Origin of the sequence: Pedobacter fastidiosus (genome assembly GCF_014306625.1) — a bacterium.
Taxonomy (GTDB): Bacteria; Bacteroidota; Bacteroidia; order Sphingobacteriales; family Sphingobacteriaceae; genus Pedobacter; species Pedobacter fastidiosus.
Genome location: NZ_JACRYL010000005.1, coordinates 225,954 through 251,291, shown reverse-complemented (window position 1 = coordinate 251,291; position 25,338 = coordinate 225,954). Strand labels below are relative to the sequence as shown.

18 protein-coding genes are annotated in these 25,338 nt (G+C 35.6%); 7 read left to right on the top strand and 11 right to left on the bottom strand.

Features of this window, described 5'->3' with window-relative positions; genetic code table 11:
• Window positions 1–10: 10 nt before the first annotated feature.
• The 8 genes from H7U22_RS07465 to H7U22_RS07435 all read right to left on the bottom strand — a co-directional run bounded on the left by H7U22_RS07465 (window position 11) and on the right by H7U22_RS07435 (window position 16,627).
• On the bottom strand, window positions 11–3,052 hold the full coding sequence (locus tag H7U22_RS07465) for a SusC/RagA family TonB-linked outer membrane protein (RefSeq protein ID WP_187070725.1): 3,042 nt from the start codon (window positions 3,050–3,052) through the stop codon (window positions 11–13).
• Between the two features lie 490 nt (window positions 3,053–3,542).
• Window positions 3,543–5,006 (bottom strand): RagB/SusD family nutrient uptake outer membrane protein, encoded by a 1,464-nt coding sequence (locus tag H7U22_RS07460; RefSeq protein WP_187070724.1) that lies wholly within the window; start codon window positions 5,004–5,006, stop codon window positions 3,543–3,545.
• A 19-nt stretch (window positions 5,007–5,025) separates the two neighbouring features.
• The gene (locus H7U22_RS22840; RefSeq protein ID WP_222621811.1) at window positions 5,026–6,423 is read right to left on the bottom strand and encodes a TonB-dependent receptor domain-containing protein; all 1,398 of its coding nucleotides are present in this window, start codon (window positions 6,421–6,423) and stop codon (window positions 5,026–5,028) included.
• A gap of 54 nt (window positions 6,424–6,477) precedes the next feature.
• Entirely contained in the window at window positions 6,478–8,208 is a 1,731-nt protein-coding gene (locus tag H7U22_RS22835; RefSeq protein ID WP_222621810.1) for a SusC/RagA family TonB-linked outer membrane protein, read from the bottom strand.
• A gap of 603 nt (window positions 8,209–8,811) precedes the next feature.
• Window positions 8,812–9,426 carry a hypothetical protein gene (locus H7U22_RS07450; protein ID WP_187070723.1) on the bottom strand — a complete coding sequence of 205 codons (615 nt, stop codon included), beginning with the start codon at window positions 9,424–9,426 and terminating at the stop codon, window positions 8,812–8,814.
• 85 nt (window positions 9,427–9,511) lie between these two features.
• The gene (locus H7U22_RS07445; RefSeq protein WP_187070722.1) at window positions 9,512–10,933 is read right to left on the bottom strand and encodes a RagB/SusD family nutrient uptake outer membrane protein; all 1,422 of its coding nucleotides are present in this window, start codon (window positions 10,931–10,933) and stop codon (window positions 9,512–9,514) included.
• Window positions 10,934–10,953: 20 nt separating this feature from the next.
• Window positions 10,954–13,956 carry a SusC/RagA family TonB-linked outer membrane protein gene (locus H7U22_RS07440; RefSeq protein WP_187070721.1) on the bottom strand — a complete coding sequence of 1,001 codons (3,003 nt, stop codon included), beginning with the start codon at window positions 13,954–13,956 and terminating at the stop codon, window positions 10,954–10,956.
• Between the two features lie 175 nt (window positions 13,957–14,131).
• Window positions 14,132–16,627 carry a M14 family metallopeptidase gene (locus H7U22_RS07435; RefSeq protein ID WP_187070720.1) on the bottom strand — a complete coding sequence of 832 codons (2,496 nt, stop codon included), beginning with the start codon at window positions 16,625–16,627 and terminating at the stop codon, window positions 14,132–14,134.
• A gap of 85 nt (window positions 16,628–16,712) precedes the next feature.
• Here H7U22_RS07435 and H7U22_RS07430 point away from each other — a divergent pair, with 85 nt between their 5' ends.
• The gene (locus H7U22_RS07430) at window positions 16,713–18,014 is read left to right on the top strand and encodes a UDP-N-acetylmuramoyl-tripeptide--D-alanyl-D-alanine ligase (RefSeq protein WP_187070719.1); all 1,302 of its coding nucleotides are present in this window, start codon (window positions 16,713–16,715) and stop codon (window positions 18,012–18,014) included.
• 126 nt (window positions 18,015–18,140) lie between these two features.
• Here the strand turns inward: H7U22_RS07430 and H7U22_RS07425 are convergent, their stop codons facing one another.
• From H7U22_RS07425 to H7U22_RS07415, 3 genes are read right to left on the bottom strand one after another with little or no spacing between them, the layout of a single operon-like run.
• Entirely contained in the window at window positions 18,141–18,632 is a 492-nt protein-coding gene (locus H7U22_RS07425) for a gliding motility lipoprotein GldH (protein WP_187070718.1), read from the bottom strand.
• A complete protein-coding gene (locus tag H7U22_RS07420; protein ID WP_187070717.1) occupies window positions 18,601–20,061 on the bottom strand; it encodes a PSP1 domain-containing protein in 1,461 nt (486 codons plus the stop codon). The genes H7U22_RS07425 and H7U22_RS07420 overlap by 32 nt, the downstream gene beginning before the upstream one ends.
• A gap of 2 nt (window positions 20,062–20,063) precedes the next feature.
• Window positions 20,064–21,212, bottom strand: coding sequence for a DNA polymerase III subunit (locus tag H7U22_RS07415; protein WP_187070716.1), 1,149 nt, complete (start codon window positions 21,210–21,212; stop codon window positions 20,064–20,066).
• 274 nt (window positions 21,213–21,486) lie between these two features.
• Between H7U22_RS07415 and ruvX the strand changes: the two genes are divergently transcribed.
• From ruvX to H7U22_RS07385, 6 genes are all read left to right on the top strand, one after another.
• A complete protein-coding gene (ruvX, locus tag H7U22_RS07410; protein ID WP_187070715.1) occupies window positions 21,487–21,903 on the top strand; it encodes a Holliday junction resolvase RuvX in 417 nt (138 codons plus the stop codon).
• Between the two features lie 8 nt (window positions 21,904–21,911).
• Window positions 21,912–22,547, top strand: coding sequence for an O-methyltransferase (locus H7U22_RS07405; protein ID WP_187070714.1), 636 nt, complete (start codon window positions 21,912–21,914; stop codon window positions 22,545–22,547).
• A gap of 79 nt (window positions 22,548–22,626) precedes the next feature.
• On the top strand, window positions 22,627–23,304 hold the full coding sequence (locus H7U22_RS07400) for a glucosaminidase domain and LysM peptidoglycan-binding domain-containing protein (RefSeq protein WP_187070713.1): 678 nt from the start codon (window positions 22,627–22,629) through the stop codon (window positions 23,302–23,304).
• 42 nt (window positions 23,305–23,346) lie between these two features.
• A complete protein-coding gene (locus H7U22_RS07395) occupies window positions 23,347–24,204 on the top strand; it encodes a glucosaminidase domain-containing protein (protein ID WP_187070712.1) in 858 nt (285 codons plus the stop codon).
• Between the two features lie 48 nt (window positions 24,205–24,252).
• Window positions 24,253–25,005 (top strand): hypothetical protein, encoded by a 753-nt coding sequence (locus H7U22_RS07390; RefSeq protein WP_187070711.1) that lies wholly within the window; start codon window positions 24,253–24,255, stop codon window positions 25,003–25,005.
• The gene (locus H7U22_RS07385; protein WP_317172951.1) at window positions 25,002–25,334 is read left to right on the top strand and encodes a hypothetical protein; all 333 of its coding nucleotides are present in this window, start codon (window positions 25,002–25,004) and stop codon (window positions 25,332–25,334) included. Before H7U22_RS07390 ends, H7U22_RS07385 begins: the two co-directional genes overlap by 4 nt.
• Window positions 25,335–25,338 lie beyond the last annotated feature (4 nt).

The following is a 25,338-nucleotide window of genomic DNA, read 5'->3' as shown; positions in this document are numbered from 1 at the left end:
AGTATCATTATTAAAATCCAACATTTATACCAACAGTGTAATTTTTAAACTGAGGGTACTGACCAAAATCACCACTTGCATTTACAAATTCTGGATCTACTCCTTGGTATCTTGTAATTGTCCAAAGATTTAATCCCTGTGCATATACTTTCACAGCACGTAATTTTATTGTACTCAACCAAGCCTTTGGCAAATCGTAACCCACGCTAATGCTTTTTAGGCGGATATATGAACCATCTTCATAGAAACGATCAGATAATGCATAAGAAGAAGAGTGATTTATTCCCCCTATATTCAGAATTGTTCCCCCAAAATATGGTTTTGGTATTCCAGTAAACTGACCAGGGGTTGTCCATCTATCTAAATTCGTTATGTATTGGTTTCTATCAACCGTAGATCCCGAACGCTCGAAAAAGGTTTTATCCTGATTTAGCACCAAGTTTCCATAACTAAATTGGAAGAATGCACTTAACGAGATTCCTTTGTAATTAAATGTATTGGTTAATCCGCCTGTATATTTTGGGTTTAAATCACCAATATAGCTTCTATCCGTAGCTGGGTTTAATGTGTAAGTGATGTTTCCATTACCATCATACCACATTGGTCTACCATCTGCCGGATTAACACCTGCAGAAGTATAAGTATAAACAGAGTTAATTGGACGACCAACAGCAATACCAAAATTACCTCCCAACAAAGTCTGCCCATCCAATAAAGCTGTAATTTTATTTCTATTTAACGCAATATTTGCATCCGTTCTCCAGCTAAAGTTTTTAGTTTTAATGTTTAAAGTAGACAATTCAAATTCGTAACCTCTATTTCTCATCTTACCTACATTTTGTCTTATTGAAGAAAAACCAGATGTTAATGGAAGAGGTTGATCTAACAATAAATTAGAATTTATTCTATTGTAGTAACCAATAGTACCACTAATGCGATCTTTAAAAAGGTTAAATTCTAAAGCTACATCTAAAGTTGTTGCACGCTCCCAAGCGAGCAATGGATTAGCCAAATTTGAAGGTGCTAAGCCAGAACCTAATGTTGTTCCTGTACCTGAGGTTACATAATCTCCAGATTTTGCATAAAGTGCTCTCGAATCAAAATTTCCAATTGCTTGATTACCCGTTGTACCATAACTCGCTCTCAATTTCAAATCAGAAATGAAAGTTATATTTTTCATAAAGTTTTCTTGAGAAATCCGATAAGATACCGCTCCTGCAGGAAACCATCCAAATGTATTATCATCACCAAACCGAGAAGATCCATCATATCTAACCGTTCCCGATAAATAATATTTACTCTTAAAGTTATAATCTACTTTCGCAAAATACCCAGCTGTTCTAAAAGTAGTGTATGTGCCAGAAGTTGTGCTAGGTGTACTTCCAGAAGAAACCTGAGTAAACTGGTATGAAGGAAAACCTTGCGACGCAGCAAGAGAGTAAGTACGAACCTCACTGCGATAATTAAAGCCTACTATTGCATTTAAGTTATGAGAACCAGCAAAAGTTTTAGAATAATTTAAGGTTTGATCTGTTTGAAAGTTTGTATTTCTTGTGTTACCAGCAGAGGCTGATCCATTTACCGATCTACCATCTCCAAATCTAGGATCGCTGAAAGTATTTTCTACAATTTCCAAATAATCTACACCAAAGCTCGATCTGAATGAAAGATCATCGAGAATTCTATATTTAGCAAATCCGCTTCCTGTGAATTGATTTGTAGTTGCTTTTTGTTTATTGATTGTTGCAATCTGAAGTACGTTATACCCATCATAAGCACCAGGCAAATTTGTATTGTAAGATCCGTCTGGATTAAAAATCGCATTATTTGGAGATTGCAATTGAGCAGTTCTACTGATATTTGCAAACGCACCCCCACCAGATGTTGTATTCTGAGAAATGGTGCTTAAATTCATAGAAGTTGAGAAATCTAACCTATCAGTTGCTTTATGATCTAAATTAAGCTTTACTCCGCCTCTTGAGAAGTCGGTTCCGATTACTTGCCCTTTTTGAGAGCTATAATTTCCTGCAATATAAAATTGGGTTTTATCGTTTCCACCTCGGGCATTCACCTCATAATTCTGTGTGCGTCCTTTTTGCGAAATTACATCTAACCAATCATATGTAGGCACATTATCAATTGATCCGAAGGGAGCAACATAAGTATTGTAGAAACTTGTGTATTGAGTTGATGTTACGCCATAGCGATTGGCATAGGCCTCGAGCGAAAGCTGAACCCATTGAGGTCCATTTAAAAGCTCTGGATTTGAGATAAAGTCATTATAACCTTGATAGGTATTTACATTAAGCTGAGTTTTACCAGGCTTACCTCTTTTAGTAGTAATAATTACAACTCCATTAGCCCCAGATGCACCATAAATTGCCGCAGCAGACGCATCTTTTAAAACGGTTAGAGATTCAATATCATCAGGATTTAATGCACTTAAGGCATTGGCGCTTGTTGTAGAGCTCGTAAAATCTCCCGCGTTTACTTGCACACCATCAACAACATATAAAGGATTATTACCTGCGTTAATGGATCCAACACCACGAATTCTAACGTTTATTGCCGCCCCCGGAATACCACTTGTGGAAGTTACTTGAACACCTGCAAGCTTACCTTGTATAGCTCTATCTACACTTTGTACCGGCAAATTTTCGATATCCTTACCAGAAATTGTACTAGTCGATCCTGTTACATCTTTTTTGGCTTGCCTTAAACCAAAACCTGTTACAACAACCTCTTCTAATAGTTTGGAATCACCATCCAAAGCAACATTTAAAATGTTAGATGCTCCAATTGATAAATTTCTATCAGCAAAACCGATAGATGAAAAAAGTAATGTTTTAGCATTTTGGGTTATTTTGATAGAATATCGACCGTCGTTATCGGTAATTGCTCCATTGGTTGCCCCAACCAGTTTAACACTGACGCCAGGAAGGGGAAGTCCCTCTTCCTTGCTTGTTACTGTTCCAGTAATTGTTCGCTCTTGTGATAATGCATTGAATGCAATAAACACCAGCACGAACAAACTTTGTAAAAGTTTTTTCATGAAATGTAGTTTAGTTTTAGGTTTGATTAATTATCTAGTGCCTAAACTACTGCTATTATTATAAAATTCAAATTTAAAAACAAAAATAAAAGCCAAATTTAGAGTTAGTGTAATAAATAATAAGATTTTTAACCCTTTAATGACACTAAAAACAACTAAAAACCTAGTAATATGGTTTTTTAGACTAAATTTCACATAAAAAATTAGTTTTACTGAGGTTTTTATACAAAAACTCAAAATATTAAACTAAAAACTAAGTTGATTTTTGTTTTTGACAAATACACAAAGAATTTAAGCAGAACCTCATTCAATTGAATGTTATCACATCAAAATAGGATAACCAGAATATCGAACCATCAAAATCTAAGATATAGTAGACAATGCAATAATTGCGACACATTTAAAACGATTCTAATAATAGATTCTTAATAATAAAAGGAGTTGCAAAACTGCAACTCCTTTTATTATTAATTATTTTGCTACTATCTCCTTAATTATCGGTCATTAATTTATTCAATGATAGCTCATCTGAAGAAATTGGCCAGATATAACCACTTTCCGTTGGCCCTTTTGATGGAGCACTACCTTTTAATGGTATAGTCAATAGTAAACGGGTTAAATCTGGAGCCCTTAAACCTTCACCTAAAAACTCAATTCTTCTTTCTAACAGCAATGCATCAGTGAAATCAGCAACAGTTGCGGGAGCAAGTGTAGTAGTTGCATCAGAACGTTGACGAACAGCATTAAGCAGCAATAAGGCTTGAGGATCTACAGTATTTGTACTACGAACTCTTGCTTCAGCTAAATTTAACAAAACTTCTGCCCATCTAATAACAGGTACCCAATCTGTATAAGGACTAGCTGTAGTAAACTTTGCCACAAATTGCTTAGAGGCCGCAGAAGTGAAAAGCAAAGCTCTTCTTTTATCTGTTGTTTTCCATGCAGTATTAGCCACTATTCCTGTTGGGTTTAGAGAAAATTCTGTGGTACCTGGAGTTGCGTTGGTAAAGTAAAAATAAGATGCCAATGAGTTTTGCGTTCCAGGATAATCCAACGGACTAGCAGACGAAGTCATTGGTAATGAAAAGATAGATTCTGCTGTAGTATATGGAGTTTTAAATACAGAAGCAATATCAGTAACTAAATCATTTGCAACATTAACTTTAGCTTTAAATGGCGCAACTGCTGGAACAAGTTTATTAGCTTCAGTAATTACTTCTGCCCATTTACCCATGCTTAAATACACCCTTGTTTTTAATGCAATTGCTGTATTTTTATGTGCTCTAGTTGTATTAAGAGCTGCTGTAGCATTGGTCGCAGGAAGATTTGTTTCTGCATAATTTAAATCTGCAAGAATTTGGGTATAAACCTGATCTACAGTACTTCTAGCTAAATCAGATGATCCAGGTCCTGTAATACCTGTTAATCTAAGAGGCAAACCAGGTTTGCTTCCGTTACCATCTGCGTATGGCCTTGCAAAAAGTTGCAACAAACTATAATAAGATAAAGCCCTGATTAATCTCGCCTCTGCAACATATTTAGCACCTAGCGCATCTCCAACAACTGAAGTACCTTTGGTTGTCATACCATCAATAAATACATTACATCTGTTGATGGTTAAATAGCCCTGTGACCACAAACCTTTAACTGAAGTTGCGCTGTTGGCAAGATTCATCCCCCATACATCAGATGCTGTTACCAAGTTTCCAGTTTCATTAATGAAATCTTCGCCTCTAACGTTTCCGTATACTAAATATCGGCCCCCATAAAAAGATCCGTTTTTTAATGATCCGTATAAGGAATTTGCCTGACTTTCGATACGAAATTGTGTATCAAAAGCATTTTCTGCAGCTACAGAAGTTTTTAGTGCCGGATCTAGAAATTCCTTTTTACAAGAACTTGTAAAAACGATAACCGAACACAAAATAGCTATATATAAATTTCTTTTATTCATGATTTCTTCTTATTTAACTTTAAAAACCTAAGCTAAGACCCATTGTATAAGTTCTTGCATTCGGACCGGAGTTTCTATCAGAACCTTGACCTGAAGAACTTGATCCGTTTGAAGAAACTTCAGGATCTGGACCAGGATATTTCGTCATAATAGCAAGATTTTGTCCAGCTACATACACACGAAGTCTATTGATACTTGTCTTTCCAAAGGCTGTTTGTGGAATTGTATATCCAATACTTAAGTTTCTCAATTTCACAAAATTCCCTTTAAAAATGTTGATATCTAAAGGAATTGTATTTCCATAAGAAACGTTGTCAGTGTAAACAGCTCTTGGGAATTGGGTGATATCACCCGGTTTTTGCCAACGGGCCAAAACATCAACAGCATTGTTCCAATAACGTTGATCATGCAAACCTGCATTAGTTCCGTAAGAAACCCAGAAACCTAACTGATAAGTAAGCATTACATTTAAATCAAAGTTTTTGTAACGGAAAGTATTATCAAAACCACCATAAAATTTCGGAGCTGTGTTATGATACATAACTGCATCCGCTCCTTGAGTAATGGCTGGTGCAGTTGCTCCATTATCTAAATAAGTCCATTGAGATTGGCCAGTAGGAACGATATGCTGATAAGTTACTGCTCTACCCGCTGCGTTGTAGAAAATTCTTCTTCCTGTTGCTGGATCAACACCCCCTGTTTTTACCACATATAAGTACCCGATTGAATACCCAGGGATTGAACGATTAACATTTTCACCCGTAGCGGTAGAACCTGTCGGAGTAATAATCTCTGTTAAACCAGGTGCAAGCGCTGTAACCTCATTTTTATTGTATGCAATATTGAAATTACTATTCCAAGAAAAATCTGTTGATTTTAATGGAGTTGCATTTACATTAAACTCGAATCCTTTGTTGTACATAGAACCAATGTTCGTTGCCACACTAGAAGGAACACCTGTAGATGGTGATTGAGAAACATTTAGAATTAATCCATCGATATTGTTTTTGTAATAATCGATTTCAAATTCAATTCTTCCTTTAAGAATTCCAAAATTAAGGCCGATATCAGTTTTCTTACTGGTTTCCCAAGTTAATTCTTTGTTACCTGATGCACTGTAAATTGATGAAGCAATTCCACCATATAGTGCTGAACCATAAGTAGAGAACGTAGCATAATCACCAATCCCAGAGATGTTACCAACTTTACCGTAACTACCTTTAATTTTGAAACTGCTGAAAACTTTATCTAAACCTGATGTAGCCCAGAAATTTTCTTTGGTAATTTCCCATCCTGCAGATGCACCCCAGAATGTTCCCTTTTTAATCCCTAATGCAGAATATTCATCTTGTCTTAAGTTTCCACTCAAAAAATACTTACCAGCATAATTGTAATTTAAACGGCCGAAATAAGACAATAAATAGTTCTCACCATAAGCAGCTGCCGTAGAGTTATTTAAGGTATAGCCTGCTTAAACCACATCATAAGCTGGATCTGTTAATCCTTGACGATCAATACCGTAACCTGTTACAGTATTTCTTTGCTGTTCTTGTCCAACTAATAAATTAAAGTTATGTTCTGAAATATCATAAGCTGCTTGTGCGGTGTTCGTCCAAGTCCAGTTTTTTCTTTTTCTAAAAGCACCTATTCCCTCGCCACCTACGCCTTGGCCAGGTCCGTGAACAGGGTTATAGAAAATATCATTATCGCTATTGATATAATCAATTCCGTACATCGATTTCAGGTTTAACCATTTTATTGGTGTCAATTGTACGTATGCATTAGATTGTAAATGATCTAATTCATTATTTTCTCTATTCAAAGAAAGTACCTGTGCAAAATTATAGAAACCTACTTGATTACCAGTTACAATATTATTCATTGGACCAACAAAGGTTGCGCCTAAGTTAAAAGATCCATCATTGTTATAGGGAGAAACGTTTGGTGCATTCACCAATGCGGTTCTAGCAATCCCCGATGTTCCATAAGCCTCTCCGTTTAATGATCCAGAAGAAATAGCGGCTAAGTTTTTTTCGTTTGAATAGGATAATTTACCACCTATTGTTATAAACTTATTAAGCTTGCTATCAATATTAAACAATCCATTTAATCTTTTAAAATCATTTTTTTGATAAATACCTTGTTGATTGGTATAACCAAAGCCCATATAATATTTAGTGCTTTCAGTTCCACCAGATACATTAACATTATGGTTTTGAGAAACGCCTGTGCGATAAGCATAGTCATACCACTTAGTGTTAATTGGTTGTCCATCAGGACCATTTGTTAAAACAAATTTTTGAAGTTGCGAAACCCCGTTAAATGTTACATTAACACTTCCCGAACGAATTGCGTTCGCATTTGCAATCGCTTCATTTTTATAATCAGTATATTGAAATGCATCTAATAATTCTGGTAAACGATAAGCTTTAGACCATCCAACCCAAAAATCGTAATTAACCTTTGGAGCTCCTGTTTTACCACGTTTTGTGGTTACAAAAACAACACCGTTAGCTGCACGGCTACCATAAATTGCTGTTGATGCAGCATCTTTAGCGATATCAATACTTTCTATATCATTTGGGTTAATACTTGATAATGGGTTAGCTGCAGAAGCTGTTAATCCCTGATCTCCTGTAGTTGCTACAACCCCATCAATAACAAATAATGGTTGTGAACTAAGTGAAATTGAGTTTGTACCTCTAATTCTAAAAACGGGAGGTGTATTTAATAAACCTGCTGGAACGGTTATCTGAACACCTGCAGCTCTACCAGCCAATCCAGATTCTAAACTTTGAATTGGCTTCTGGGCTATTGCTGATCCACTAACTGAAGCTGTACTTCCTGTAGTTTCTCCTCTTTTTTGAGTTCCATAACCAACAACAACCACATCTGTTAGTGTTTTGGAATCATTATCCAAAGTTGCATTTAGGGTATTGGACGAACCAATGGTTCTCGTAGTTGACGTAAAACCGATAGAGGAGAATTCTAATGCGGTTGCACTTGAAGTTATTTTAACGGAATATTTTCCGTCAGCTCCAGTTGTGGTTCCCCCCGAAGCACCTTTGATTTTAACACTTACACCAGGAAGGGGCATCCCGTCATCCTTTGCCGTAACTGTTCCAGTAATTGTTCTTTCTTGTGCCCATGCAGAATTTGCAATAAACAGCAATATGAACAAACTTTGTAGAAGTTTTTTCATAAAAAATTTAAGTTTAGTTTAGTTAATAAAACACTAATATAAAATAAGTATAGTGTAATGCAAATTTTACAGTAAGAAAAAATAGAAGAAAATTAGAAAATGAAATTGATATTTAAAGAAACAGGACATTGAATAGCCTGAAATTAAAGTAATATGAAATAAAAGAAAAGCGAAAACTGGGCTATTTTTTTTATCAAGAAGGAAAGCGAAAAAATTTCATCATAACACAGCACATTAATAAAGAAAACAATCAATAATAAGATTTTTGGTATGTTGGATATTGAGATTGATTAAATATTTTTATCAAAGTAGATAAAGGTAAAATAGAATTAACAATATTTACTTAAAAAAACTTCGCAAGTAAAAGATTCATGCTTTTGCTTATTGAGATAGCAATATTTTTCTAAAAAAATTTTATTATTGTAGTATTTCAGATACATTAATACTATTAGATGCTTAGTTAAAATTAATGAGTAATATAAAACAGGATATTATTTATATTTTGGAAATAAAATTTAAAGAAAGATTACTACACAATGCAAAAAAGCTTTACCAAAATTTATTGGCAAAGCTTTTAATTATAATTTTTTAGAAATTAAATTCTTACAAAAGTGTATTTCCATAAGTTATTATAGCAATTAAATCGTTTTGATTGGAAGTATTCAAATTATTCTTAGAAATATATTGACTTATCAATGCCTCTTTATCATTAAAAGCTTTTGATAAAGTCTTTTTACCCTTTGTAACATCCACCCACTTATTATCTATAATTAAATAATATTTTACTTCAGAAACATATTTCTTTGGAGGATGTGCATCATTATAACCCAACGGTCCGTCTTCAATCTTTTTAACATTTAATTTTAACAGCTCTAATTTATCCTTAAATAAAACTTCATATAGCGTATTTGAGGTTCCATACATCGGATTAGAATATCCATTTTTAAATGTACCAACATTTTTAATACGTATTTCGCTTAAAGGATTTCCAAATTTTTCAGCCATACCTTCCTTATTCATGAAAATGGCTTCCTGAGTGAACAAATTATATTTGACACTAAAATTGTTAAATACTTGGCCAGATTTATCTAAGATCGTAGCCGTTCTAAAATCATCGAATAGAAACGGTGATCCTTCTACAAATGTGGACTCTTTATCGCCATAGTATTTTTGACTCTGTTGTTGCGTTTGCGCTAAAGCAGAGCAGCTTAATATCATGCAGAATAATAACAACTTTATTCTCATATGTTTTTAAATTAAAAAGGCGACCATCAAATTGAATTGATGGTCGCCCTTAAGTTATTTAGTAACCTGGATTTTGTTTTAAATTGGTATTGAAATTAAGTTCAGATTGCGGATATGGTAATAAAAATCTTTTATCACCAAGTGGCAATGATGAGAAAACTGGAGGTGTTCCAGTACCATCAGCATTCTGGCCGTGAACAGCATCTCTCTGAACTGGCAAGTTAAGCCTTTTTAGATCAAAGAAACGGTCACCTTCAAAAGCCATTTCCAGTCTACGTTGTTTTTGAATTTCAGCCAATAAAGCTGGTCCTGCCAAAACTTCGGCAACATAACCAGTATAACGATTTGTTTTCAATAGAACTAAATCAGCTAGAGCTGCAGTAGGATTTGTGTAATATTCTGCCTCCATTCTGTTTAACAAAACTTCTGCTGATCTCAATACTTTACCATCTACTACACCTGCGGGTTGACCTGCTCTTCCAACATATTTGATTACGTGATTCATGTTAGTACCTGCATACAAGCTAGTTTCGGTATAAACAGTTTTTCTAATGTCGTTGCTCGCAAATAATTGAAAGAAAGTATAATCTACAACATATTCAGATTTCTTTAGTCCACCAGTAACTTGATAATAATTTACACCTTGAGCGTTTATATTATCAACCGAAGTGTTTTTAATTTTAAAAAGGACACCTGTCTCCGTAGCATCAGTCCAAATTTGTGGGAATGTTGTTAATGAACCAATAGAAGGTGTTGCGCCAAGAGCTCTTGTTGCAGCGGCAATAGTATTAGCATTATCTCCTTTATAAAGATATACTCTTGAAAGTAGGCCGGCAACTGAAACTTTATTCAATCTTCCAACACCATTGCTTGTATTAATTAAGCCTTCAGCAGTTGTTAAGTCTGCGATGATTTTATCATAAACACCTTTTAAAGATTCTTTTGCTGGAGTAATGGTTGGATCTGTAGTAGTTACATACGGAATAGTTAAATCAGCATCCGTAGCATTTGTATAAGTTTTGCTATACAATCTTGTCATATCGAAATATATCAAAGCACGAATTGCTAAAGCTTCGCCACGAGCATTATTAGTTGCTGTAGTAGTAGGAAGCTTACCGATATTTTCCATAATCGCGTTAGCTCTTCTGGCAATGTTATATCCACTGGTAAACAATCCTGAAGTACTTTCACCTGTATATCGCCACTCATAGAAAGGCTGTTTGAGACTAAGCCTACCTAAAGGGTTTAAAACCAAGTTATCTGCTAAAACATCTGGCAAAATATTGAAAGTACCGCTTACCCAATATGAGGTTGATGTACGCAAACCTGCATACATACCGTTTACTGCAAGTGCAACATCTGCTTCAGTATTAAATGCCTGAGTTGTTTCTACCTGATTGTATGGATACAATGTAAGATCCTTTTTACAACCAGAGATGAGTATAGCGGCAATACCGAAAGTTAATAATATCTTTTTCATAATTCCTTTTCTAATTTTAATTAAAATCTAACGTCTATACCGAAATTGTAAGATTTGATTGGAGGATAGCCATAAAGGTTATAAGTTCCAGCAAAAACAGTTGTTTCTCTGTTTGCTTCACCAACTTCTGGAATGCCTCTAAATTTAGTCCATAGCGCCAAATTGGTTGCTTGGAAAAACACTCTTACACCGCGAGATTTAATATATTTTGCATATTTAATTGGAAGTGTATATCCAACAGTTACATCTCTTAGAGAAAGATAATTTCCTTTTTCTAGATATTTATCTGTGTCGTAAGTTGTGTTTTGACTTCCATCTAATGGATTAGCATAACGTACCAAATCACCAGGTTTCTTCCAATAATCGAAAGCAGAAGTATACTGGTTATTGTTTACGTTTTCACCATCAGAAGCATTTACTTGATCCATATAGTTCATGATGTAGTTACCACCTGTATAGTAGAACCTTGCTGACAAGTCAAAATCTTTATATCTTACATCTGCACCGAAAGTACCGTAGTGTGTAGGGATCGGAGATTTACCAGATAAAATTTGTGCCTGACTAGATGAATAAGTTTCAGTAATAGAACCATCTTTATTGTAGAATTGGTTTTTACCGTTTGCTGGATTTATTCCTGCCCATTTCACCAAAAAGTAGGTATTTGCTGCCTCCCCTATTTTGAATCTACCAATACCGCCTGATGCAGTTGCTGGTTGATCATCAGCATATAAGCTTGTAATTTTATTTTTAACAGTTGAGATGTTAGCCATTAAGCTGATATTCCAATCTGCATTTTTGAATACAACTCCAGTTAAAGATGCTTCAATACCTTTATTGTTCATACTACCAATGTTACCTTGATAAGATGTGAAACCAGTTGTTGCAGAAACGTTTACTGGATATAATAGGTTTTTAGTATCTCTCGAATAGTAACCAAATTCACCACTTAAACGCGAATCTAATACAGCGAAAGTAATGGAACCATCATATTGAGTGGAGGTTTCCCATGTCAAATCTGGATTTGGTAATACAAAAGGTGCTGCAGCAGGCAAATCGTTATATTTAACATTTAGTGCATAAGTACCTAAATTGGTATAGTTACCAATGTTATTGTTACCTGTTGTACCTACTGAACCTCTAATTGCCAATTCATTTAACCAGTTAACGTTAATGAATTTTTCTTTAAGGATATTCCATCTTGCACCTACAGACCAGAAGTTAGCGTATTTGTTATTGGCACCAAATCTAGATGAACCATCTCTTCTTAACGATCCTGATAAATAATATTTACCATCGTAATTATAGTTAGCTGCTCCGAAATAAGACTCAAGCGCATATTCCGAAATTGAAGTTGAAGCAACGGTAGGTGTTGAAGCATTTTCTAAAGTTTCAACAGACGCAGTAGGGAAATTTCTTCCTGTTAATGAATAAGAATAGATGTTATCTCTACTAAACTCCTGTCCTGCTAAAATATTAATGTTATGTTTTCCACCAAAAGTTTGATTCCAGTTAGCAGTATTTGTTAAAGTGTAAAAGAAATCCTGGTTTCCTTGATCGTTCTTTTGGTTGTATCCCAACAAAACGGCAAGGTTAGATCCTGGTTTCAAATAACTTTGATATTTAAATAAATTGTAATTTACTGCAGCCTGACTACGAATAGTTAAGTGTTTTAAAAACTTTCCTTCAGCATAAAGGGTACCGTAGCTATTAATTCTATCAATAGTTACAGGGTTATTTGTAGAACCTTCGATAGATGAGAAACCTACATTTGTAATGTTATAAGATCCATCTGGATTTAAAACTGGCTCGTAAGGATTATATAAAAATACCGATGCGTAAAGGTTTTGAGTATTGAATGGCTCTCTAACTTGTCTTTCTTTTGATGTTGTCAAGCCAATGTTAGTTCCCATTTTAAACCAGTCTTTAGCTTGATACTCAACATTTAAACGGCCACCTTTTCTGTTAAAAAAAGATAGAATTTCAGTACCGTCGTTATCTGTGCTATTTAATGATAAGAAATATCTTATTTTGGAATCAGCACCTGTAAGAGATACCTCATGGCTTCTTACTGTACCTTTTTGCAATAAATATTTAGACCAATCACCAGCGCCTTTTGAAATTAAATTATCCCAGGCACTTTGGCGTGCTGCTGGCGTTAAGGCTGTGATATCCTTAATACCGTTTGCAATAAGGTTTGCATTTGTGTATTCTAATTCATACTCATACTGAAGTTTTTCAGCAGCAGTCATTAGTGTTACATTCTTTAAATCTTGAGTTTCAGATTTACCATATTGAAATGAATACTGTAGAATCGGCTCCGAACCTGGTTTTCCAAGTTTGGTTTTGATTACAATAACACCATTTGCTGCTCTTGATCCATAGATTGATGTTGAAGAAGCATCTTTCAAAATTGAAATATCTTCAATGTCATTTGGATTCAATGAACTGTAAGCTGATGAATTGATTTGAACTCCATCTAATAAAATTAAAGGATCAGTACCAGCACCCAAAGAGCCTACACCACGAATTTTGATGTACGCAGTAGCACCTGGGCGACCACTAGCACCAGTAACCTGAAGACCAGTTGCTTTACCTTGAAGTAATTGAGGTAAAGTCATTGATGGTTTCTGAGAAACCTCCTTTGATTGGATGGTAGAAACATTACCAACTAAATCTTTTCTGGCAACTGTTTGGTAACCTGTTACTACAACCTCAGAAAGAGATTCTGCATCACCATCTAAAGCAACGCTAATGTTAGTTTTACCAGCAAGAGTTACGGTTTTAGTAGCAAAGCCAATAAACCTAAAAGTTAATGATGTTGCACTTGCAGGCACACTAATGGTAAATGTACCGTTTGCTGCAGTTTGAGTAGCGATTTTTGTACCAGTTACAAAGACAGACACACCAGGGATTGCTGCTTTGTCATCAGATGATGTAACTGTACCGGTAATTGTTCGGTCTTGTGCCATTGCCGAAAAAGCAAAGAACATAAGAATGAACAAACTTTGTAGAAGTTTTTTCATAATTTGAAAATAGGTTAGTTAATTAAATTAATAATGCGCTAAAATATAGTTAGTTGGCAATACCACCAAATTTATTTTAACAATTTTTAACAATTAACACAAAAAATGACAAAACAAATCTTAGTTTGATGTGTTTTGTCTGTTTTTTAATCCTATTAAGAATACTTTTAAAGATTTAATAACTACAAAAAATAGCATTCCCGAACAAAGTTTTGCCTCCTTCCCAGAAATTTCTGAAAAGCGGATCATTAGCTAAGTAAACAACTTGGCCACGACCAAAATCTTGAACACCTATTAACAAACCGGTTTTAAGTTCTTCTCTAGCCTTTTTACCAACTACACCCGCCATTAAACTTTTATCGTTTACCAAACCCACATTCCAGCCCTTAACAAAAGGCTCGTAAATTTTACGATCTGTTTTTAAGCTGTAGTATGATTTGCCTAAACCATAAGAAAATGGGTGGGTAGCATCTAAATTGATTCTATAAATTGCACCTGGGATGGTTGTTTCGTAATCGTCTTTATCTTTATCCTTAAAAAGAAGTTTGCTCGGTTCAGGTTTTTCATCTTTTTTAACTACACCTTCTTTCTTCTTAATGTCGAAACCTTTTTTCTCTAAAACACCTTCAATAGCATCTTCCATTAAAATAAGCTTGCCGCCTTTATTTAACCAAGCCGTTAAACCATCGCCAATTAGAGCGCTGTAACTACCATCTGGAAGAATCAAAGTATTTATTTTACTTAAATCTAAATTATTAATGTCACGCGTGTTGATGATGCTTGGCGTTAAGTTTAAATCGTGCTCTAAGTAGAACCAAACCTCACCAAAAGCCAAAGAAGAAACCTCACTGCCCGAAACAATCGCAATTTTTGGCTGTACCAACAATGGGTAAACATTCGATCCAAAGTCTTTTCCCTTTTCTACAAAGCCACTCGTAACCGCCTGAATAGGTTTATCTAGAGCAGTTGCAATGCTCACAACTTTGCTCTTAACCTCTTTAACCTGTTTCTCATTCTCCACTCTTAAAACAATAAGTGTTCCGGCTGGATAATCTTTTCCATTTACCGAAAAAGGTTGATCTGCCTGTCTAACCTTAATATTTTCCTTTTGCAAAGCGATTAAAACCTGTGCATCCTCACTACTTCCCCAGCCAAATAACCAAGCTAAAGGTTTATCAATATTATTAGATGCCGTTTTGTTTTCTTCTATCGTGGCGTATTTCCCTTTGAAACTTTCTTTACTTGCATAAGCTTTTAAGCCATATACATAAGGTAAGGCCCAAGCAGTAATATCGTACGTGTTAGAATCGGTTACAAAAGTTTGAGGCTCTAAAAGCACATTCGCTAAAACCGCTTTAGATTGAAATATATTCACAATCAGATCATTTCTGCCAACAGTAAAATTATCCTCCTTCTGTGTATCGTAATCGTAACCTCTTCCCGTTTTATCTCCACCGTAAGCAAATTCTATTTTATTTTTAGTTAATAATTCTGCCAATTTTTTTAACCTCGATAAATTGGTTGGTTTAATAACATAGCTTTTATAAACGCCCGGCGATGTTGTTAATTCTTGCTGAAAGTATTTTTTATACTCATCTAAAAGTTTATTGTGGTTTAAAGAAGTCACTTCCACTGTAGACATACCCGTTGTAAAGTGATGCGCTATCCGATCTTTCAAGGTTAAAGTATCACCATCGTTAGTAACTACCGATAAACCCGCTCTAATTCCACCTTGCTCATAAGTCATCCCGATTGAGCCATTATATAGAGGATAGGTATCGCCATAAGATGGATAAAGCAAATCGAATCGCTCTTTGGTAAAATAGCCCCAGCCTTCTGCATCAAAATACTTTGCGTTGTTTTTCCCTACAACCACTTGAAAACTTTTCTGCCAAGGCGTAATATCTTGATGAACGGGTTCTGCTGCAGGAGCAAAATAATAAGGTTCGTTGTAACTCTGTTCATGAAAATCTACATGGACTTGTGGCATCCATTGGTTATAAATGGCCAATCTTTGCTGACTTTCAACTTGTGTTTGCCAAGCCCAGTCTCTATTTAAATCGAAATAGTAATGATTTGGTCTTCCTCCAGGCCAAGGTTCAATATGCTCTCTTGATGATGGATCAGAATTTGGCGTTTTGCCAACCACACTATTAAAGAAGTTTACATAACGATCTCTTCCATCTGGATTTAAACATGGATCGATAACAACTACCGTATTCTTTAACCATTCATTAGCCTGTTGATTGGTTCCTGAAGCTAAAGTGTAAAGCATTTTCATTGATGTTTCGGTAGAATTTGCCTCGTTACCGTGAACATTATAACTTAACCATAAAATAGTAGGCTGGGAAGCTAAATCAACTGTATTTGAAGTTCCAGCAGCCAAAGCCAAATTATTTGTCCGAATTTGTTCAAGCTTGGCAATATTTTCGGCCGATGAAACTATTGCAACCATTAAAGGTCTGCCTTCATTGGTTTTTCCGTATTCAATAAGTTTAATATTTTTTGTTGAAGCTGAAGCTGTTTGTCTGAAATATTCAGCTACTTTAAAGTGAGGGGTAAAATGACTTCCCAACTCATATCCTAGAAATTGATCTGGAGATTTTACTTGAGCATGAACAAACAAAATTGAGCTAATAAAAAACAGGCAGAACGTTAGGCTTTTCTTCATAAAAACAATAATTTCAACTAATGTACTAATTTTGTTTTTTGTTGTTACGAAAGTTTAATTTTACAGCAGATATTTTACCAAAAGCATGATTACAACCGAAAAATTATACAGTTACTACCTAGAAAGCAGATTAATTTCTACCGATACCAGAAACATTAGTGATGGTTGTATCTTTTTTGCCCTAAAAGGCGATAATTTTAATGCGAATGAGTTTGCCAATCAGGCTTTAGAAAAAGGTGCCGCTTTTGTGGTAATCGACGAAGCAGAATTTGCTACGCATGAACGTTGCTTATTGGTTGATGATGTTTTGACTTCCTTACAGGATTTGGCTCGCCACCATAGAAAAAAATTAAATATTCCTGTAATTGGCCTAACCGGAAGTAATGGTAAAACGACTAGTAAAGAATTGGTTAACGCTGTTTTGGCAGAGCGATATAAAACCTTCGCAACCTTTGGAAATTTAAATAATCACATCGGCGTTCCGCTTTCTATATTATCTATTAACGATGATGTTGAAATTGCTGTGATTGAAATGGGCGCAAACCATCAAAAAGAAATTGAGCTTTTGTGTACCATTGCTCAACCTACTCATGGAATTATTACCAATGTTGGGATGGCTCACTTAGATGGTTTTGGCGGTTTTGAAGGCGTAAAGAAGGGTAAAGCAGAGCTTTATGCTTATATTAAAGAGACTCAAGGTTACACTTTCATAAACAGAGACAATTCTTATTTAATGGAAATGAGCCAAACGGCAGGTTTACGTAAATTGATATATTATGGAACCGAAAATGGAAATACCATTAAAGGAACTTTAAAAAGTAGCGATCCTTTTATTGAAGTAGATTGGACCAATCATGATCTTTCATCAAGTGTTAAAACCAACTTAACGGGAAGCTATAACTTCGAAAATATTTTAGCTGCAATCTGCATTGGAGATTTCTTTGATCTAAATCCAGACGAAATTAATACTGGATTATCCAATTATCAGCCTAAAAACAATCGTTCTCAATTGACCAAAACCGAGAAAAACACCGTGATCTGCGATTTTTACAATGCAAATCCAAGTAGCATGACAGCCGCTTTAAATAATATTTCGGTTTTAACTGCAAATAAAAAGACAGCCATTTTAGGCGATATGTTTGAATTAGGGCCAGAATCAGCCGAACAACATGAACTCATCGTAAAACAAGCTTCAGAAAGTGGCTTAACGGAACTTATTTTTATTGGAAAGCATTTTTATGCCTTTAAAGATCAATTCAAGGGAATGTTTTTTGAAACTCCAAATGAGGCATCAGTTTACTTGCAGGAAAACCCTATTCAGGATCATCTGGTTTTATTAAAGGGATCAAGAGGAATGAAGCTGGAAAGCCTGTTGCAGTATTTATAAGAAGCTTAATTAACCACAAACTACACGGAAAGAAGGCACGAGAACACAATTTGGGTTCAGAATTTTAATCACTGAGACAACTAACAACAACTAAGTTGAAGGCAAAGATCTTTAGGCAAAACATGATTATTTTGACTCTTCTACCAAAACCCCAGCATCGCTAATTTCTAAGATAGGATTATCCCGCATATTTTGTTCAACTTCAATTTCAAACTTCCCATTATGAGCGAAATGATAGTTGGTAAGCATTGGAAAGGCATAAGTAAACACATTTCCAGAGCCACTTCCTAGCCATTCACCATCATTTTTAGCTAATTTGAACTGATACCTTCTTGTTATTTTGCCTTTTCCATCCTTAAAATGCACCAAAACAAAAATGTTAGCGTACTTATAATCGGCAGTATGCCTTAACTTGAAGTAAATATTATATGCTTTACTGCTATCCTTTATTTCGAAAGGTGCAATAATGTGGTTTCTGTACGTCCATTTACGTTCTGGGATTTCGACATTGGAATCAATAACGCTAGAGGTGCATCCCAAAATTAGAGATGCAACCAATAAAAAGCCAAATCCTAAAATAGACTTTTTATTCAGCAGCTGGTTTATTTTCTGAGCCATTATTATTGTTCCGGCGGTTATTATTTTTTCTGCGATTGTTTCTATTTTTGTTTTTGCTCTGCTCAGTCTTTACACCTTCAGCACTCACTTCACCTTCTACTTTAGCAACAGGTTTTTGCCCTTGAGGCTGTTGTGGTTTAGGTACGTTTTGAGGTCTTGGCTGAGGTTTAGCATTTCCCTGAGCTGGTTTTGGCCCTGCTTGCTGGGGTTTTTGACCTTGCTGTGGTTTTTGATTTGGAGCAACATTTTTATCTCCCGCAGGAATTCTATCTCTTCTATTTGGATTGTTATTACGATTGTTTTTCTGATTATTATTTTTCCCTCTAGAACGTTCATCTAAACGGGTTAAACTATCCTGACCAACCACATTTTCGTAATCAAAAGATTTCTCTACAATAACTGGCGCAGCAATTTGGATGGCTTCCTCTTTTAAATTAGGTGCTTTTTTACCTGCCTTATTCATCACCATAATCTCTTTAACACGAGCCGCTGCAACTGGAATCCAGTTTTCATCGCCCTGATAACTAAACCACATTATTTTTTTGAAAATATCTGTTTTTTGGTGACGAGCATATCCTGCTTCCGTATCTAAATTTTCAATGCGATCTGGAATATCCTTCAGGGCATCTAAGTAAGTATCAAGCTCGTAATTTAAGCAACATTTTAACTTACCGCATTGGCCAGCAAGCTTTAATGTATTTAAAGAAAGGTTTTGATAACGAGCCGCAGCCGTAGAAACTGTTTTAAAATTGGTTAACCAAGTAGAGCAACACAACTCGCGACCACAAGATCCAATTCCACCTAAACGACCGGCTTCCTGGCGCATTCCAATCTGGCGCATTTCAATCCGAATTCGGAAATTTTCGGCCATTTTTTTTATGAGTTCGCGAAAATCTACACGACCATCGGCTGTATAAAAAAAGGTTGCTTTGGTTTTATCTGCCTGATAATCTACATCACTAATTTTCATTTGCAAACGTAAATCGAGCGCTAATTTGCGAGCCTTATGCATGGTTTCCCATTCCATTTCTTTGGCGGCATTCCACTTTTCTACATCAGCTTCTGTAGCCTTACGATAGATTTTTTTGGTAACCTGATCCAATGGTGTCTTGCGTCTTTTCATTTGAATGCGCACCAATTCGCCTGTAAGCGAAACGTGACCAACATCAAAACCTCCGGTTGGACCTTCTACAGCAACCAACTCCCCAATTTCTAGGTAAATATTATCGTTATTAAGGAAAAACTCTTTTCTAGAGCCTTTAAATTTTATTTCTGTAACCTGAAAAGGTTTATAGTTAGAGGGCATATCCAAATTGGATAACCAATCGTGAACTTCCATTGTCTGGCAACCACCGGTGCCACATGAGCCATTACTTTTGCATCCATTAGGGGTGCAACCACCACCTGTTGAACAACTTCCACATCCCATAATTAATTGTATATATATTGAGTCCCCTGAGGGAGCGTTTTAAACTTTATAATTTTAACCAATTGTAAAGATACATCTAAAAACAGAATTTTAGGATTTGCATTCCTTTCAATGTGGTAGTGTGCCTTTTCCAACTCACCAATAATGGCTTCGGCCATTGGAAGTGTAAGTACATGCGTACTTAGCTTTTTTGCAGTATCTAAGGTTAGTGGGGGCAGTTTTACCAATTCTTCTGCTCCACTTATTATTAAACAGCACTCGCGTAAATAGTTTACGCCGTACTTTAAAAAATTCTTCTGATTTTCTCTCCCCCACTTTGCAGCTTCATCCGTAAAATCGATTAAATCTGGAACTTTGTTTCCAAAACCCATCCGCAACCAACTTGTAAAAGTACCCGAACTATCGCTCTGCGTATCTGCAGCCAAAGCCTTAGCTTCAATTAAATTTCCATCTGCTAAAAAAGCATAATCAATAGCTTGGTGCTCATTTAATCCACTAGTATTTAGCAAATAATTAGAAACTTCTTCGCTAGATAATTTTGGAATTTTAACAATTTGTGTACGCGATAAAATCGTTGTTAAAATCTGATCTTGACTTTGTGCTATTAAAATAAACAGCGTATTTGCAGGTGGTTCTTCTATCAATTTGAGCAATGCATTTCCTGCCTTATCCAAATATTCGGGCAACCACATAATCAAAACTTTCGTTTGCGCTTCAAAAGCTTTATAACTCAGTTTTTTAATAATATCATGACATTCGGCAATGTTTATGTTGGCTTGTTTGTTGGCCGCATCTAATTTAGATCGCCATACATCAATGTCGATATAAGGATCTTGAAGCAACATATTCCGCCAATCTTCTAAAACATCGACAGCTGTTTTAACGCTAGCTGAAGCAAAAAAAGGATAAGAAAAATGTAAATCTGGATGAATGTATCGTTCGTATTTTCTACAACTCGAACATTCTCCACAGCTATCCTTTTCGCCCTTATCCAAGCAATTTATATATTGAGCATAGGCAATTGCCAAAGGTAAAGCACCAGAACCGGCCGGCGATAAAAACAGCTGCGCATGGCTAATCCGGTTTTCTTTAACCGTTTGCACCAATTGTTGCTTTATCTTTTCCTGACCGATGATTTCTTTAAACTGCATTTGGTGCAAAATAAGAAATAGATATGATATTCAATGCCTCGTCGTTCTGAACTTGTTTCAGAATTTAGTTTTTTTAGATTTTTAAGACATTTGTTTTTAAGAAAAGCATGGTTCAGTATTCCATAGGTTAGGTTCTGTCCCTCTTTTCGCTGTATCCCCAATTGAAGAGTTGGGGGATGCCGCTACAATAGGGTTTAGGTGGCTTGGAAAGATGCTTTTCGGTCAAAAAACCCATTTATCAAAAAACCGTACCTTTGAAACTTTCAATTTTAATATGGCTCGAATTCTTGCTTTTGATTACGGAACTAAACGTATTGGCTTGGCCGTTACCGATCCGTTACAAATTATTGCGACAGGTTTAGACACCGTACACCCTAAAGATGTGATGGAGTACATTAAAAAATATCTACTTACGGAACAGGTTGAAGCTTTTGTTCTGGGCGATCCGAAGCAAATGGATGGATCAGATTCTGATTCTAAACAACACGTAAAGGGTTTCTCAACTTTGTTAAAAAAGGCATTTCCAACTATTCCTCAACATTGGGTTGATGAACGTTTTACTTCAAAATTAGCCCATCAGGCAATTATGCAAAGTGGCTTAAAAAAAATGGATAGAAGAGATAAGGATCGGGTAGATACCATTGCAGCGACCATCATTTTACAATATTTTATGGAAACCAACCGTTTATAACCGAACACATGAGCTTAATAAACGACGATTTACAACAACTTTTAATTAATTATTGTGAACCTGAAAGCGAATTGCTTCAACGGATAGATCGTGAAACCAATCTTAAAGTTTTAATGCCTCGGATGCTTTCTGGCCATTATCAAGGTCGTGTTTTAAGCCTGTTGAGTAAAATGGTTTCCCCAAAAAGAATTTTAGAAATTGGAACATTTACCGGTTATGCTACGCTTTGCCTAGCCGAAGGTTTATCAGAAGATGGAATTATTTACACGTTAGATATTAACGCCGAACTGGAAGATATGGTTCGGAACAATTTTGCACAATCCGAATACAGCAACAAAATCAATTATATTTTAGGCGACGCCACCAAAACCATTAACGATTTAAATGAGGTTTTCGATATCGTATTTATCGATGCTGACAAGAAAAACAACGGCACTTATTACGATTTAATTTTTGATCGTGTTCGCACAGGCGGAATCATCATTGTGGATAATGTGTTGTGGAGTGGAAAAGTACTTCAGGATCAACAAGATAAAGACACCAAGAATATTACTAATTTTAATGATAAGATAGCAGCAGACCAACGGGTAGAGAAATTAATTCTGCCAGTTAGAGATGGTTTGTTCGTGATCAGGAAGAAATGAAAATCGTCATTGCGAGGCACGAAGCAATCTGTTGATTGAGATTGCTTCGTGCCTCGCAATGACGGACAATAATAAAGAAATGAAAAAAATATTTATTCTTTGCTTATTCCTGCTAACGGGAATTATTGCGAAAGCTCAAGATACCGAAGATTACATTGCAGAACATGTAAAGTACGCTCAGGAATTAATGCGTGATCATAAAATTCCGACGAGTTTAATTTTGGCTGTTGCTATCCACGAGTCGGCATCAGGAAATAGTAGGATAGCCCAACATTTAAACAATCACTTTGGTGTTAAAGGACCAAATAACAATGATGAAATTCATTCTTCCTATAGAGATTACTTAAATGCTGATGAGTCTTATAGTCATTTTGTAGAAATCATGGAAACCCGTGCTCCGTTCAACAATCTTTTTGAAAAATACGATCAATATGATTACAAAGGTTGGGCAAGAGGAATTCAGCGTTATGGTTATGCACACAGCAGAACTTGGGCTAGCCAGGTGATTGCACTTGTAAAAAAATACGAGCTTTACCAATACGATGAGCGCCCTGAAGGTTACGAAGAACCTGTTTACGCCACTCCAGTTTATCATCGCAAAAAAAGAAGCACTAAAACAGCCAAAGCTTATACCGTAAAATCTGGAGATAATTTAAGCGTTATTGCCAAGAAAAAAGGAACTACAGTTAAAGCCATTATGAAGAAAAACGGTTTAAAAAAAGTCAATTTAAAACCTGGCCAGAAAATTAAACTTTAAAACAATATTATTACTAATCACAACAAATTCAGCACCATATAAATGCGTCAATTTACTCATTCCACTTTTCATCCTTTTATTCTTATTGCCATAGTTGCAATTTTCCTGAGCTCCTGCTCATCAAGAAAATTTTCTAAAAACAACAAGCAGATTGAGAAAGCCTCCAACAAAGCCAACAACAACAGCTATAAAAGTTATAATACTCTAAGTTATATTGATGAATTTAAAGCCGTAGCAATAGAAGAAATGAACGCTTATGGAATTCCGGCCAGCATTACCTTGGCACAGGGGATTTTAGAATCGGGCAGCGGAAACAGCGATTTAGCCAAATACGCTAACAATCATTTCGGCATTAAGTGTACTTCAGATTGGAAAGGAAAAAACTATTTTAGAGATGATGATCAAAAAAACGATTGTTTTAGGGTTTATAAAGATGCTCGTGAATCATTCAAGGATCACTCTGAGTTTTTAAAGCGCAAGCGTTACAGCTTCCTTTTTCAGTTGGATAAAAATGATTACAAAAGCTGGGCTCAAGGCTTAAAAACTGCTGGTTATGCTACTAATCCGAAATATCCGGATATGCTGATTAGCACCATTGAGAAATATCAGCTTCACCAATACGATCAATCAGAAAGTGAAAAGCAAAAAATTGCTCGAGAGGACCGTGTCTTTACCGAAATCAACGAAAATATCCCGCAGGAGAAAAAGAAATTTACCCCAGTAGAAACCCCGCCAGTTGGTGCAAAACCAATTTTGGCCGATGGAACTTATACTATTGTAAAGGGAGATACTTTGTATAATATTGCAAAACGTTTTAACTTAACCGTTGATGAGCTTAAAATGCTGAACAGCATGACCACTGATGCAATAAAATTAGGGCAAGTACTTAAGGTTAAATAATGTTAATCGTAATTATTGCCTAAAGCTTATTTGTAGTTTTGTAACCTAATGAAATTTATTACCGCGTTTATTTTCTCTTTTTGCCTCTCGGCGATGCTGTATGCCCAAACCAAACCGTTGGCAGGGATTGTTATTGATAAAGAAACCAAACAGCGTTTAGCAAAGGTTTACATTTATAACATTAGAACTGGCGATGGGCTTTACAACAACACGAAGGGAGAATTTAGCACTTTTGCTGTTCCTGGTGATACTTTGGTAGCTGCATTATCTGGTTATGGTGTAGATACTATGGTTTTTAAAGGACAATCGGCAGCATATTTTCAGTTAAAATCTTTAGGAATTAGATTAAGAGATGTTGTTATTCAGCAGAAGAGGTTAACGCCACAACAGCAATATGAAAAATCAATCAAAGAATATCGCTATGCTACCATTAATGGAAGCAGCAAAGATCTCTTAAATTTAGGTAATGGTGGTGTTGGTTTAGGCATAGATGCCATTTATAATTTATTGAGCAAGCAAGGCAGAAATGCCCGACACCTGCAAAAAATATTGGAAAAAGATTATAGGGAAGATCTGATTGATTACCGATTTAATGCGACCTTGGTTCAAAAAATACTTGGAATTAAAGATGATGAATTAACTGATTTTATGCAGCAATATAGGCCAACCTACCAATTCGTGTTAGATGCTACCGATTATTCTTTCAACCTATTTATTCGCAATGCGTATAAAAGCTATCGCCTAAATCCAAAAGCTTTACAATTACCTGCATTGCCAAAGTTAACCATAGATCAGCTGTGAAAGTACCGATCTTGGTGATTAAAAATCTACCCGCTTCTGGGATGGCAATATTTCCATTTATATTGCTAAAATCAGCAGATTTAAAGAGGGATGCAGAAATCATCAATCACGAAAAAATCCATCTGCGCCAGCAATTGGAAATGCTCATTTTACTATTCTACATTTTTTATCTTTTTAATTACTTAATTAATCGCCTAAAATATGGCGAGCATTATTTGGCTTATCGTAATATAATCTTCGAAAAAGAAGCTTATGACCATGAACGTGACCTAAATTATTTAAAAAGAGGCAACTGGTTTGGGTGGTTAAGAAAAAGCAAAACATCGTAATTTG